Origin of the sequence: Bifidobacterium mongoliense DSM 21395, assembly GCF_000741285.1 — a bacterium.
Lineage (GTDB): Bacteria > Actinomycetota > Actinomycetes > Actinomycetales > Bifidobacteriaceae > Bifidobacterium > Bifidobacterium mongoliense.
This window is the reverse complement of the sequence record NZ_JGZE01000033.1, coordinates 1-13,526: the sequence shown is the minus strand read 5'-3', so window position 1 is coordinate 13,526 and position 13,526 is coordinate 1. Positions and strand designations below refer to the sequence as shown.

10 protein-coding genes are annotated in these 13,526 nt (G+C 57.6%); 7 read left to right on the top strand and 3 right to left on the bottom strand.

Annotation, left to right across the window (positions count from 1 at the left end):
• The first annotated feature begins 1 nt into the window (after position 1).
• A complete protein-coding gene (locus BMON_RS08865) occupies positions 2–688 on the top strand; it encodes an N-acetylmannosamine-6-phosphate 2-epimerase (RefSeq protein ID WP_033512776.1) in 687 nt (228 codons plus the stop codon).
• 96 nt (positions 689–784) lie between these two features.
• Here the strand turns inward: BMON_RS08865 and BMON_RS08860 are convergent, their stop codons facing one another.
• A complete protein-coding gene (locus BMON_RS08860; protein WP_051918050.1) occupies positions 785–3,067 on the bottom strand; it encodes a sialidase family protein in 2,283 nt (760 codons plus the stop codon).
• 539 nt (positions 3,068–3,606) lie between these two features.
• Here BMON_RS08860 and BMON_RS08855 point away from each other — a divergent pair.
• From BMON_RS08855 to BMON_RS08830, 6 genes are all read left to right on the top strand, one after another.
• The gene (locus BMON_RS08855) at positions 3,607–5,175 is read left to right on the top strand and encodes an ABC transporter substrate-binding protein (protein ID WP_033512774.1); all 1,569 of its coding nucleotides are present in this window, start codon (positions 3,607–3,609) and stop codon (positions 5,173–5,175) included.
• 195 nt (positions 5,176–5,370) lie between these two features.
• Positions 5,371–6,327 (top strand): ABC transporter permease, encoded by a 957-nt coding sequence (locus tag BMON_RS08850; RefSeq protein ID WP_051918049.1) that lies wholly within the window; start codon positions 5,371–5,373, stop codon positions 6,325–6,327.
• 1 nt (position 6,328) lies between these two features.
• Positions 6,329–8,464, top strand: a complete 2,136-nt coding sequence (locus BMON_RS08845; RefSeq protein WP_033512770.1) for a dipeptide/oligopeptide/nickel ABC transporter permease/ATP-binding protein — start codon at positions 6,329–6,331, stop codon at positions 8,462–8,464.
• Complete coding sequence (locus BMON_RS08840; RefSeq protein ID WP_033512854.1) at positions 8,464–9,318, top strand: ABC transporter ATP-binding protein; 855 nt, start codon at positions 8,464–8,466, stop codon at positions 9,316–9,318. Before BMON_RS08845 ends, BMON_RS08840 begins: the two co-directional genes overlap by 1 nt.
• Before the next feature lie 150 nt (positions 9,319–9,468).
• Positions 9,469–10,437 carry a dihydrodipicolinate synthase family protein gene (locus BMON_RS08835; RefSeq protein WP_033512768.1) on the top strand — a complete coding sequence of 323 codons (969 nt, stop codon included), beginning with the start codon at positions 9,469–9,471 and terminating at the stop codon, positions 10,435–10,437.
• A gap of 51 nt (positions 10,438–10,488) precedes the next feature.
• On the top strand, positions 10,489–11,301 hold the full coding sequence (locus BMON_RS08830) for a glucosamine-6-phosphate deaminase (RefSeq protein WP_033512766.1): 813 nt from the start codon (positions 10,489–10,491) through the stop codon (positions 11,299–11,301).
• A gap of 424 nt (positions 11,302–11,725) precedes the next feature.
• Here the strand turns inward: BMON_RS08830 and BMON_RS08820 are convergent, their stop codons facing one another.
• Together BMON_RS08820 and BMON_RS08815 are read right to left on the bottom strand one after the other, a co-directional pair.
• Positions 11,726–13,009, bottom strand: coding sequence for a hypothetical protein (locus tag BMON_RS08820; RefSeq protein ID WP_034885506.1), 1,284 nt, complete (start codon positions 13,007–13,009; stop codon positions 11,726–11,728).
• Positions 13,010–13,096: 87 nt separating this feature from the next.
• On the bottom strand, positions 13,097–13,526 hold a 430-nt coding region (locus BMON_RS08815), incomplete at its 5' end, for an IS3 family transposase (RefSeq protein WP_156098639.1).

Below are 13,526 nucleotides of genomic sequence, written 5' to 3'. Positions count from 1 at the left end.
GATGCGAGATAATCCAGTAATCAATCGTATTAAAGGCGGCTTGGTCGTCAGCTGCCAGGCTTATCCGGGCGAGCCGCTGCGGCATCCGGAGACGATGGCGCAAATGGCTATGGCCGCTGTTGAAGGTGGCGCTGTTGGCATTCGCTGCCAGGGGCTTTCCGATATTTCGGCGATCAAAGGCCAAGTGGATGTGCCAGTCATTGGCATTTGGAAAGACGGATCTGAAGGCGTCTACATCACGCCTACACTGCGCCACGCACGCTGCTGCGCAGCCGCGGGCGCGGACATCGTTGCGATTGACGCGACCGGCAGGCCACGTCCGGATGGCCGCACTTATGCCGAGACGGTGCGCGCGCTGCATGACGAGGGCGTCACAGTCATGGCTGACTGCGGCAGCTTCGATGATGCCAAGCGCGCCGTTGACGCGGGCACGGACATCATCTCAACCACGCTTGCCGGCTACACCGGTGAGCGCGAGAAGACCGATGGGCCAGATTTTGAGCTGCTCAAGCAGATGATCGCAGCATTCCCTGATTTGCCGGTGCTGTGCGAAGGGCGTATCCACACTCCTGAGCAGCTGCATGAAGTGATGCAGTGCGGTGCGTGGGCTGCTGTTGTTGGCACAGCGATCACGCATCCTACGTCGATCACGAGCTGGTTCGTCGCTCGACTGGGTGAGAAACAGTAATACAAAGCGAACAAAAATAAACAATAATCGATAAACAAAGCGGATGCGGCGGTCACCGTAGTGGTGACCGCCGCATCCGCTTTTATTCGTGAATTATCAGCCGATCTGCGGAATGCCGAAAATGCTCAGCGGCAGTTCAGTGAAATACAGGCCCGCGGTCTCACGTTCCCAGAGCAGTCCAAGGTTGCCGTTCGGCAGCATCCTCATGCACTGGTACACGTAGTGATACGGGTTTACGCAACGATGCGCGGCCCAAGTACGGCCTCCGTCCAAACTCAGCCGCAGCACGCCGTTGCCGCGGTACGGCAGCATCTGGCTCGCGTTCGCGAACACCGTCACATCCGAGCCAGGCGCGCAGGTCACTGCGTTCGGCTGGCAGAAAATGTCAGGGATCTGCTCATCGAAGTACATGTCATCCCAGGTCTCGCCGCCGTCATGGCTGAGCGCCACGCCAACGCGCCCCGAACGGTTCTGGTTGCGGAAGAAGCAGACAACAGTGCCGTCCGCGCGCTCGGTGAGCACTGATTCATGCGTTGTTGCGTCATCATCCCAAATGTTCTTCGGGTCAACCTCCACGCCGTTGATGACGCGCCCCTCGTTGATGGTGGCGCCGCGACGCCAGGTCTTGCCGCCGTCATCGCTGATCAGCGCGCCACCAGCGTAATGCTTGAGCGAAGCGCCGGTGAAATAGAACGGAATCAGCAGACGTCCACGGTGAGCGCCTGCCTGCAGCTGAATGCCATTGCCAGGGGAGACGCCAAGGAAGTGCATCCATTCCTCTTTGATCATATGGTTGAGGTTGCGCGGCGCGCTCCAAGTGGCGCCATCGTCATCGGAATGCACCTCGACCACGTAACTGGTGCGCTCCATCAATACGGATTCGTGTGGGTCGACGCCCTCTTTGAGATAGATGTTGCCTGCTGGCTCGCCATTGCGCGTCACATCGCCGTGTTCGTCAACGAGATAGTCCGTTGGCGTGCCGTCCTCATGCACGACGCTGCCGTCCTCATTGAGCAGATAATGCGCGCCGCTCGCGTCATAGAGACGGAGTCTGCCGCGCTCGTCAACGCCGACGCCAGGTTTGTTGTTCGGCAGGCCGATGCCGCCTGCGAAACGGTCGATCAGCACAATGACGCGGCCGGTCTGTTCATCGCAGACCAAGCAGGAATCGATTGCGGACGCGCCGTCAATGCCATCGCCTGGATTGTCGATCACCGTTTGCATGTCAAGCCAGGTGCTGCCGCCGTCGAGCGAGCGTCTGATGACGAAATTGATATGGTTGGGTGCGTCGTTCGCGATGGCGACGCGTTGGTCGGCGCCGGCTATGACAACGTCATGCGGCGTGCGGATCAGCGAGGGGATGCGGTAGCTCGCCGAGCCGTGAAACCCTTTGTCAAACAGCGCGGTCGTTGTCAACGCGGGCGCGGAGGAGAGTTTGCGGATTTTGCCATCAGTGAGCGCGGTGGTGAAGATGCCGCCGTTGCGCACCTCTCCCATCAGACGGACGCCATCGGTGTTCTCTCCAATATGGATGGCGGTGATATCCGGCCAGTCGCCGAAGAAGATCTGGCCCGCCTGGTGGAGCTCGTGCCAGCCGTCCACATAGATGTCAATGGCGCCGCGCGCTGAGCGGATCGTCAGATCATGCCAGCGGCCGTCATCCCACACGCCGTTCGCGTGGTAGACGGTTGGGTCATATGAGCCGTCGGCGGCGGTCATTGTGATGCCGGTGTCATCGATTGAGACGGCGAGCACCTCCTTGTCATTCACGCTCGCGGCAAGAATGGTGCCATACTGCCGTGGACCACGCACGCGGAAATGCGCATAGATGGTGCCGCCGTGCAGTTCGCGCACACGACGTACATCACGCGGCGCAAGCTGGGCCGCCGCGAAGTTGATGTCCGGTTGTGGCGTTGGCGTTGCCGCCAGAATCTGCTCGGACGTGAGCGGTTGCGCGTGCAGCTGCAGATCGCTGACGTTGACCGCCGCGTCTCCGGCAGCGATGGCGCCGCTGGCTTGCGTACCGTCAGCGGCGGTGCCGAGTGCGGTTGGGCACAGGTTCGCGGTGCTGCTGAAACATTGCGCGCCGTCGAGGTAAACGCGCGCGCCAAACTCGCCGAACGTGAGCGCGAGCGTATGCGCTGCGCCATCGCTGACGCCGGCGGTGTCTTCGATATCAAGGTCTACTGGCGCGTGCGGCGTCACCGCCTGCACGCGCAGCGCGCCGCGTTCAATACCGCAGACGAGCTGCGGTGCGCTGCCTTCGCTGTTGACGGCGAGTATGCGGCCGTCAGCGTTCGCGCGGAAAGTGCAGGTGATGGAGCCTTCAGGTTCTGGGAAATCGTGCTGAGACCATCGTATGGTGTCAGAGGCTGACATGATGGATAACTCTCCTTTGAGTAGTTCGATCAGTGGCGCGTGCAATCAACGGTGATTGGCGCGTCCCTTGGGAATTTAGACATCCGAAGTTTTCGATAACCGATAAATAGATAAGACGTCAGACATCTAATGTCAATGATAACACGGCATGGAAGGCTAACAACAGAAACGTTTTTGACTGTCAAGTCGAGAATTCGGCACGCGGAAGAGAGCAATAATAATTGGGCTTAGAGCATAAGTCAGTGGAGATTCCTGGTGCCAATAAAAAGAACGGAAAACGCCCTATTTTCAATAGATGAGAGGACCTGTCTGTTGAGCGGTAGATGGATGAGTTATGCGAAAATGACACAAAACACGCCGACATGCGCGTTTGACCACAGTTGAAGTAAGACATCAGACGTCTTATCATTGAAACCAGTTCAGCACCCGATAGGGTTTCAAGTGGACCGGAAATCCATTGAGACCTGACGATCGCGCAAAAACGAGCGTCGTCGAGTTGGACTTAAGAAGGCACATTCTCAAAGATGAGGAGAGATTCAATGGTTAAGGTCAATGCAAAACTCAAGGCAGCTGTTGCCGCTGTCTTGGCCGGTGGCATGGTAGTGGCCATGGCCGGCTGCGGTGGAGGATCCGCCGCCAATGCATCCAAGGGCACATCCGTTCCAGATACGATCACTGCGGAAGTCGCATACGCAAGCCGTGACTTCATGCCAAGCACCACATCAGGCGCACTGCCTAAGTCCGCTAACTGGCATGTTGTTGAGCCTCTGTATTCGCTCGATTACACGACCTATGACACGTTCCCGGCACTCGCCAAGGGCGAGCCACAGAAGGTCTCTGACACTGAGTACATCGTGACGCTGCGCGATGGAGCGAAGTTCTCCGATGGCACCCCAGTCAAGGCATCCGATGTGGTCAGCTCTTACAAGCGTTCAACCGCTGAGGGCAGCCTGTTCATCTCGATGCTTGACTTCATCGATTCCGTTGAGGCCAAGGGTGACAACCAGGTGGACTTCAAGCTCAAGGAAGCCTTCCCAATGTTCGAGAAGCGCCTTGCCCTGATGCCAATCGTTCCAACTGACAAGTCCGACGCAGAGCTCAAGAAGATGCCTACCGGATCTGGTCCATGGAAGTACACGTCGATCACCGATCAGCAGGTGAACTTCGAAAAGAACGACAACTACAACGGCACCTACCCAGCACAGACGAAGAAGATGGTGTGGAACGTCAACATCGACGACACCGCACGCGTCACCGCTATGCAGGCTGGCAAGACCGACGTCATGGAGAACGTCCCTGCAAAGGCAATGCAGACGCTGAAGTCCGCAGGCTCCGACATTCAGACGGTGCAGGGCTTCAACCAGGCGTTCATCATGTTCAACACGAAGAAGAAGCCATTCGACGATCCTCGCGTTCGTCAGGCTGTGTTCTACTCGATCGACACGAAGAAGCTGATCGACAACCAGCTGTCCGGACAGGCTCAGCAGATCACCAGCTTCCTGCCAGAGGACTTCGCTAATCACCACAAGGCGAAGAACGTCTACACGAAGGACACCGCAAAGGCCAAGGAGCTGCTGCAGGAAGCAGGCGTCAGCGGTCCAATCAAGACAACGCTGTACACGACCGACCACACCTGGATCACGCAGCTTGCACCGCAGATCAAGAACGATCTGGCAGAATCCGGCATCGATGTGGACATCCAGTCGATGAAGTCCTCGGCACTGTATCCATCCATCACTGATAAGGACGATGCGGACTTCTCGATGGTCCTTGCGCCTGGTGACCCTTCGGTCTTCGGTGATGACCCTGACCTGCTGATGAATTGGTGGTATGGCGACAACGTCTGGACCAAGCAGCGCACGTTCTGGAACGGATCGAAAAGCTACAACGAGCTGCACGATCTGATGAACAAGGCTCTTGCCGCAAAGACCGATGACGAACGTCAGGACTACTGGAACCAGTGCTATGACTTGCTCTCCGAGCAGGTGCCGCTGTATCCTCTGTTCCACCGCAAGGTGAGCACCGCCGTCAAGAAGGGCGTCTTCAGCGAGTACAAGGCAATGGGCACGACAGGCCTCGACCTCGTCCAGGCCAAGCTCGCGAAGTAACCCACAAGGAGCGGCTCAACAACTTCTTCGAACCAATTAACCAACAATAAAGACCGGCCTATTCGCCTAGTTTTCCCTTTTCCTTCCTCATGCGGACGGGCCGGTCTTTTCATCCCCAAAAACAGCCGGTGCCTCACATCGCAATAACGCGGTAAGCACCGGGCAATATACGAACACTTCAACATTGGACATACCATGAGTAATTTTCTTAGACTTCTCGGGCGTCGACTGATCGCCCTGCCGTTCATGGCATTCGGAGTCATCTTTCTGGTGTTCTTCCTGATGTCGTTCTCCAAGTACGATCCTGCAGTCGCAGCTCTTGGCGAGAACGCAACCGGCGCTCAGCTGGAAGCATTCCGCCATGAAATGGGCTACGACAAGCCATGGTGGTCGCAGTTCTGGTCCTATCTGGTCGGTCTGTGCCACGGCAATATGGGCGTATACGGCGTCAACAAGGACTCCGTCTCCGCACGCATTGGACAGGCATTCCCAATCACTCTGCAGCTTACCTTCATTGGTTTGCTGATCGCAGTCATCCTCGCAGTCATCTTCGGCGTGCTCGCAGCACTTTACCGCGACACCTGGGTTGACCAGACGATCCGTGTCCTTTCGATCATCGCAATCGCAACCCCATCGTTCTGGCTCGGCGTTCTGCTCATCTGGCTGCTGCAGATCAAGCTCTCCTGGCTGCCAGGCGCGGGACCGCTCACTCCGTTCTCGGAGGATCCAGGCGCATACCTCGCACGTATGGCAATGCCTACCTTCGCGCTGGGCTTGCCAGTCGCAGGCCAGCTGACCCGTATCATTCGTACATCGATGGTCGAGGAGCTTGACAAGGATTATGTGCGCACCGCAATCGGCGCGGGTATTCCAAAGGGCGTCGTCATCGCACGCAACGTCTTCCGCAACGCACTGATCACGCCAATCACCACGCTCGGCATGAAGATCGGCTACCTGCTCGGCGGCGCAATCGTCATCGAGGTCATCTTCGCCCTGCCAGGCATGGGTACTGCGATGTTCGACGGCATCAACGGCAACGAGCCAACGCTCGTCCAGGGTGTCGTACTCATCGTCGCGCTCTCGTTCATCATCATCAACATTGTGGTCGATCTGCTCTACGTGCTGATCAACCCAAGAATCAGGACGGTGTGAGATGCTGTTCGGACAGAATAAAGTCGCCGGAGCGGCGGCAACCAAGCCAAAGGTCAAGTTCAACAGGTTCAGCAAGATGACGCTGGGATCGAAGATTTCAGCCATCGTCATTCTGCTGCTCGTCATCGCCGCGATTCTCGCGCCAGTGATCACGCCGTACAGCCCAATGGCGATCACCGAAAGCTACCAAGCCCCAACCGGCGCGCACATCTTCGGTACCGACAACCTCGGCCGTGATGTGTTGACACGAGCCGTATACGGCGCTCGCTACTCGCTCGTCATCGGCCTGTCATCCATCGCATTCGCATTGATCGTCGGTTCGATCATCGGCGCAATCGCCGCTGTGAGCCGCACCTGGATCTCTGAGATCATCATGCGACTGATCGATATCATCATGTCGATCCCAGGCATCGCGCTTGCAGCAGTGTTCGTCGCAGTGCTCGGCCAGTCGATGATCGGCATCATCATCTCGATCGGTATTCTCTATGTTCCGCAGATCGCACGAATTGTCCGCGCAAACATCATCAGTGAATACGGCAAGGATTATGTACGTGCAGTCATCGTCTCCGGCGCTCGCGCTCCGTGGATCCTCGTCAAGCACGTCATGCGCAACATCGCAGCGCCAGTCATGGTGTTCACTACGCTCTCGGTTGCAGACGCAATCGTCTTCGAGGCGTCGCTGAGTTTCATCAACGCAGGCATTCCTGAGCCAACACCAACATGGGGCAACATTCTTTCGTCCGCGAAGGAAGGCGTCATCTTCGGTTACTGGTGGCAGGCACTGTATCCAGGCCTCGCAATCATGATCACGGTGCTGTGCTTGAACATCCTGTCTGAGGGCATCACCGATGCGATGGTCGCAGCTCCAAGCGCTCCAGTCGAGAAGACCGCAGCGGATGTGGCAGCTGACCGCAAGGAAGACCGCCTGCTCACCGATCCAGTCGCTGCATACGCAGAGCAGCATGACGCGCTCGTCGATTCGCTGACGAAGCTGCGTGAGGCAGAACTCAAGCGCACCGACCGCCTTGAGCCAGTGAGCACCGAAGCTCCAGTGCTTGAGGTCAAGGATCTGTGCATCCAGTTCCCACGCTATGGCAACGTCAACGTCGTTGATCATCTGAACTTCTCGGTTCGTCCAGGAGAGACGATGGGCCTTGTTGGTGAGTCTGGCTGCGGTAAGTCGATCACCTCGCTCGCCATCATGGGTCTGCTTGATCCAAAGGCCAAGATCTCCGGCGAGATCCTGCTCGATGGCAAGAACCTCGTTGGCCTCGACCAGCGCGAATACAACAAGATCCGCGGTCATGAGATCGCAATGATCTACCAGGACGCACTGAGCTCGCTCAACCCATCGATGCTGATCAAGGCGCAGATGAAGCAGCTGACCAGCCGCGGTGGCACCCGTAGCGCGGAAGAACTGCTTGAGCTGGTTGGTCTGGACCCTAAGCGCACGCTTGAGTCCTACCCACACGAGCTCTCCGGTGGCCAGCGCCAGCGCGTGCTGATTGCAATGGCATTGACCCGCGATCCAAAGCTGATTATCGCTGATGAGCCTACGACCGCACTTGATGTGACCGTGCAGAAGCAGGTCATCGATCTGCTCAACTCGCTGCGCAAGAAGCTCGGCTTCGCAATGGTCTTCGTCTCCCACGATCTCGCGCTCGTCGCAAAGGTCGCGCATTCGATCCCCGTCATGTACGCAGGCCAGGTTGTTGAGCAGGGCTCCACGAAGGAGATCCTGACCGACCCTCGTCACGAGTACACCCGCGGTCTGCTTGGCGCTGTCACCTCGATCGAGGCTGGTGCTCCACGTCTGCATCAGGTGCCGGGCACCGTCCCAAGCCCAATCGAATTCCCGAAAGGCGACCGCTTCGCGCCACGCTCCTCGCATCCTGACGTTGGACTCGATACGCGTCCAGTCATGGTCCGCGTGCCAGGCACATGGCACTTCTACGCGGCCCAGCCTGACGCGCCGCTTCCTGAGCAGGCCAAATACACCAAGGCTGATGAGCATATGCTCCAGGAGCCAACCGAAGTCGAGAAGTCCTCGCAGGAGAACTCCGAGAAGGCCGCAGCGGCTGCCGCAGCAGCATCCGAAGCTTCCACAAGCCCAGAGGGCGGAAAGGAAGGTGCATGATGAACCAGCACATTGATTTGACAAAGCCTGAAGAAAAGCCAGACGTTCCAATCATCGAACTGAAAGACGCCAAGGTCATCTTCACAACGCGCGCAGGTTCAGGTCTGTTCCACAAGAACAGGATCACCGCTGTCAATGATGTCAACCTCAAGCTCATGCCAGGAAAGACCATCGGCATCGTCGGTGAGTCTGGCTGCGGCAAGTCGACAACAGCGAACGTGATGTGCGGACTGCAGTCACTGACTTCCGGAAAGGTTCTGTTCAAGGGCCAGGATGTCACGCACCGCACCGCAAAGGAGCGCATGGAAATCGGTCGAGTCGTCTCGGCCGTGTTCCAGGATCCAGCAACCGCTCTGAACGCGCGAATGAGCGTCATTGACCAGCTCATTGATCCGCTCGCCGTGCATCATCTGGGCAGCAAAGCGGAACGCGACAAGCGTGCGCATGAGCTGATCCGCATGGTCGGTCTGCCGTTCTCAGTGCTCGGAGCGCTGCCAGGACAGCTCTCCGGTGGCCAGCGCCAGCGCGTTGCAATCGCACGTGCGCTCTCGCTGAATCCAGACGCGATCATCGCAGATGAGCCTACCAGCGCACTTGACGTCTCCGTCCGCGCGCAGATCCTGAATCTGCTCAGCGACCTCAAGCGTCAGCTCGGCCTGTCCATGGTGTTCATCAGCCACGACATTCAGACAATCCGCTACATCTCAGACGACGTCATCGTGATGAATCACGGCACGATTGTTGAGCGCGGCACCACCGACCAAGTGATGCGCCACCCAACAAACGACTACACGAAGACGCTGTTGGATGCAGCACCGTCGCTGCTGCATCCAACAGCGGAAGAGTGCGCATAGCACCCGCAACACATAACTGAACACACAACCAAGATGTGCGGCGCGCGCACTCCTAGACGCGCGCCGCACATCTTCAACAACACTCTCAAATATTTTCGCCGTCCCACGTTTCAACAATGAACTGGCACGGCAACAAACAAAGGACTCATCATGACACAGCAATTCCGTGGCGTCATCCCGCCAGCTGTCACCCCTCTCACCGCAACGCACGAGCTTGACCTCCCAAGTTTTGAAAGCTCCATCAACCGCATGATCGACGCCGGCGTCAACGGCATCTTCACACTCGGTTCCTCCGGTGAAGTCGCATTCAGCACTGATGACCGCCGCCGTGAGATCATTAACGCGGCAATGGAAATCGTTGATGACCGCGTGCCTGTGCTCGTCGGCTGCATTGACACCGAGACCAACCGCGTGATCGAGCACGCGTATGTGGCTCGCGAACTCGGAGCTTCGGCGATTGTGGCCACCGCTCCGTTCTACGCGCTTGGCGGCGAGGCTGAAGTCGAGCGCCACTTCCGTCTCATCCACGAAGCGGTTCCTGATCTGCCGCTGTTCGCATATGACATTCCTATTTGCGTGCACACGAAGCTGCAGCGTGACATGCTGATCCGTTTGGGTCTCGATGGCGTGCTGACCGGTGTCAAGGACTCTTCGAATGACGATGTCTCATTCCGCTTCCTCGTTGATGACAACAATGAGGCTGGCCACCCACTGACACTGCTCACCGGACAGGAAGTCGTTGTGGACGGCGCATATATGGCAGGCGCAGACGGTTCCGTTCCAGGACTCGCGAACGTGGAGGCTACCGCATATGTGCATATGTGGAACGCATACCAGGAAGGCGATTGGCGTTCCGTGCGCGACGAGCAGGACAAGATGGCTGCGCTGATGCGCATCACGAGCGTTGTGCAAGGCGTGCAGGGCTTCGGCGCTGGCGTCGGCGCGTTCAAGACCGCGCTCGCACTGCTTGGCGTATTCGATACCAACCAGATGCCTGAGCCTATTGCGCCGCTCAAGGGAGAGAACGTGGAGCGCATTGCCGCCGTCCTGAAGGATTGCGGACTTCCGCTCGAGCGCACGTCGCTTGAGGTCAGCGAATCCACCGTTGTCAAGGACTGAGCACATCCACTGTGATCTCGCGATTATTTCGCGATGTAAGGAGCATCATTCATGACTGAAGTCATCATCGTAAAAGACGAGCAAGAAGCAGGCGAACTTTACGGACGCTGCGTTGCCGATCTGATTACCAAGAACCCGCAGGCTGTGCTTGGCTTGGCTACCGGTTCCAGCCCTCTCGCCGCATACAAGGCGCTCGCGAAGATTGTCCATGACGAGGACATTGACGTCTCCCATGTGCGCGACTTCGCACTCGATGAGTATTTGGGACTGCCAATCACTCATCCGCAGTCATATCATTCGACGATTGAGCGCACTGTTGTTGAGCCGCTCGGACTGGATCCAGCGCTTGTGCATGTGCCAGGTGATGTGATCAATGGCGCGCCATTGAGCGATGGACGCATTATTCAAGAAGCAGGTCCTGCCTATGACCGTGCGATTGAGGAAGCTGGCGGCATCGATGTGCAGATCCTCGGCATTGGCACTGATGGCCATGTTGGCTTCAACGAGCCGGGCTCATCGCTCGCTTCGGGTACTCGAGTTAAGACACTCGCTGAGCAAACGCGAATCGACAACGCACGCTTCTTCGGTGACGATGTGAACGCAGTGCCAACGCATTGCATCACACAGGGCATTGGCACAATCCTCAAGGCTCGCCATCTGGTGCTGCTCGCGTTTGGCGAAGGCAAGGCGGATGCGATTGCGCACACAGTGGAAGGCGGCGTCAGCGCGTTCTGTCCAGCCTCGGCACTGCAGCTGCATCCACATGCAACAGTGATTGTTGATGAGGCGGCGGCTTCCAAGCTCAAGCACGCTGATTATTACCGCTACGCATGGGCGCATAAGCCAGCATGGCAAGGCATCTGATAAGGAGGCTACGTTTTTTCATTCACCTTTCCTACTTCTTCCGATTTCTTTCTGAATAATTAAGCGAGTGGGTGGTATGCGAATCAAATCGCATACCACCCACTCGCTTATTGTGTATTGCTCGCTTTTAAGGCTTATGAGTTGCGCTTGCTTCGTGAGCCAAGCAGAAGGATAGCGCCGAAGGCAGCACAGCACGCCAGAATCCAAGCCAATGGCGCCACCGATGAACCGGTCGCGGCCAGATTGTTGCTCGTTGGAGCCGGCTGCGGTTGAGGCTGCGGCGATGGAGCGGCAGGCTCAACCGGCTTGTTCGGCTGCGCAGGCTCGCTAGGCTGTGGCTGCTCCGGCTCTGGCTTGTTCGGTTCCGTTGGCTCCTCGCTAGGGGCCTTTGTGAACTCGATTGAGAGCGTCGTCGCATCCGCATTCACAGGTCCAAACGAATAATCGCCATCAGTGCCAGCCAATGCGGTGTTCTGATATGCAGCTTGAGTCGCGGAGCAATTGTTGCAAGTTGCTGTGAACGCGCCCTGGGTGCCGCCGCGCACATACAGCGTGTCACCGTTCTGGACATCCACATTCGCGGCCATCCAACCATTCGCAGATCGCACACTGCCATTTCCATCACCACTGATCTGCACATGCACATCATATGTTGGAATCTGTCCACGCAGAATCGGCTGCAACCAAGGCAGCTGCTCAGTAGCTCGCCCACCTGTCCGCGCGTATTGAGCCAGATCTCTGGCGCAGCGCTATACAGCGCATGGAGCACAACGGCAAGATTCTCAAAATCAGCTATTGATTTGGCATGCGCGTCACCGTCCTGTCCTTCTGCGAATGCGGAAGGAGCGGTACCGTTCAGATAATACAGATTCGACGAGTTGAACGCTCCGTCACTCGTTCCTGAGATTGCGCCATACTGATTGTCCTGTGCGGTGACAGAACCGATGTTGTACACGTTGTGCAGATCATCGGCTGTTCCGCCAATGACGCCGCCGATCTCATGCGGCAGCACATACTCGCTTGCTGCGGCTTCCACATTTCCTGCATTATGGCTGTCGATGACTGACGCGTTATAGACCCAGCCCACAACGCCGCCGATGCCGTTTTCATAGCCAATGACATGATTGCCGTTGTAGGAGCCGGTAATAGTCGCTTGGCCGCTTGAGCGCATATTGCCAACCAAACCGCCGACCATGGAGCGGCCAGTGACCGTGCCGCCATCGCTCCAGCAATTGAAGAGTCCGGTGCCATCATCACTGTTCTCGATTGAGCCAGCGATCGCGCCGACCATATCCGTGCCGGTCACCGTGGCATTGAGCACGCCAAGGTTGTGAATGGAGCCGAAGACCTCCGAGAACAAACCGGCTGGCGACTCTTCATTGCTCATATCAACGTGCATATTGCGGATGACGTGGCCCTGGCCATCGAACGATCCGTAGAATGGCGACGCGTTGTCCAAGCCGATCGGCACCCAAGTGCTTCCTTGCAGATCGATGTCCGCGGTCAGCTTCGCATTAGTCGAATAGATATCGCCGCCTTCGTTCACAATGTCACGGAACTGAGCCAGATCCTCCGCATTCGCAATCAAATACGGATCAGCTTGCGTTCCTGAACCTGATAAAGACGCGGCTTGCGCCGGCACCGCTGCCGAGCACAGCGCGAAAGCTGCCACCAACGCGGTAGTGGCAGCCGCTAATTTCTTTCGCATGAGAGGAAACCCTTCTCATTGATTTTAGTGATTTTGGAACAATTAATTAAAGGGGGTGCGGTATTTTTTGAGATTTTATTTAGGGGATCAGTCCCAGGCTTTTCTGTATTGTACCGGGCTTTTCCATCCCAGGGACTGTTTCTCGCGTTTCCTGTTGTGGTACGAGATCCAGTCGCCGATGTGGCGTTTGAACCTTTTGTAGGGCACGCCCGTCCAGTCGCGTCCGTGGAACGCCTCGTTCTTGAGCCGTCCGAACACGCCCTCGGCGGCCGCGTTGTCGGGGCTGCATCCCTTGGCGCTCATCGAGCGCGTCAGGCCGTGCCGCTCGCAGATCGCGATCCAGCCCGGCCACCGGTAGTGGCAGCCGCGGTCCGAGTGCACCACGGGCCGCTGCCCGCGGCAGCGGGCACGGCCGCCTCGACGTGCGTCGGCCAGGCGACTGATGTTGTCCAGCGCGTCGATATGCGGCAGCACGCTGTTCCACGAATGCACGGCCGCGCAGACGTATGCCGGGCAC

Bases quoted from the DNA above. Each gene is read 5' to 3' on its own strand.
- BMON_RS08865 (WP_033512776.1), top strand. From the start codon at position 2: ATGCGAGATAATCCAGTAATCAATCGTATTAAAGGCGGCTTGGTCGTC.
- BMON_RS08860 (WP_051918050.1), bottom strand. From the start codon at position 3,067: ATGTCAGCCTCTGACACCATACGATGGTCTCAGCACGATTTCCCAGAA.
- BMON_RS08855 (WP_033512774.1), top strand. From the start codon at position 3,607: ATGGTTAAGGTCAATGCAAAACTCAAGGCAGCTGTTGCCGCTGTCTTG.
- BMON_RS08850 (WP_051918049.1), top strand. From the start codon at position 5,371: ATGAGTAATTTTCTTAGACTTCTCGGGCGTCGACTGATCGCCCTGCCG.
- BMON_RS08845 (WP_033512770.1), top strand. From the start codon at position 6,329: ATGCTGTTCGGACAGAATAAAGTCGCCGGAGCGGCGGCAACCAAGCCA.
- BMON_RS08840 (WP_033512854.1), top strand. From the start codon at position 8,464: ATGAACCAGCACATTGATTTGACAAAGCCTGAAGAAAAGCCAGACGTT.
- BMON_RS08835 (WP_033512768.1), top strand. From the start codon at position 9,469: ATGACACAGCAATTCCGTGGCGTCATCCCGCCAGCTGTCACCCCTCTC.
- BMON_RS08830 (WP_033512766.1), top strand. From the start codon at position 10,489: ATGACTGAAGTCATCATCGTAAAAGACGAGCAAGAAGCAGGCGAACTT.
- BMON_RS08820 (WP_034885506.1), bottom strand. From the start codon at position 13,009: ATGCGAAAGAAATTAGCGGCTGCCACTACCGCGTTGGTGGCAGCTTTC.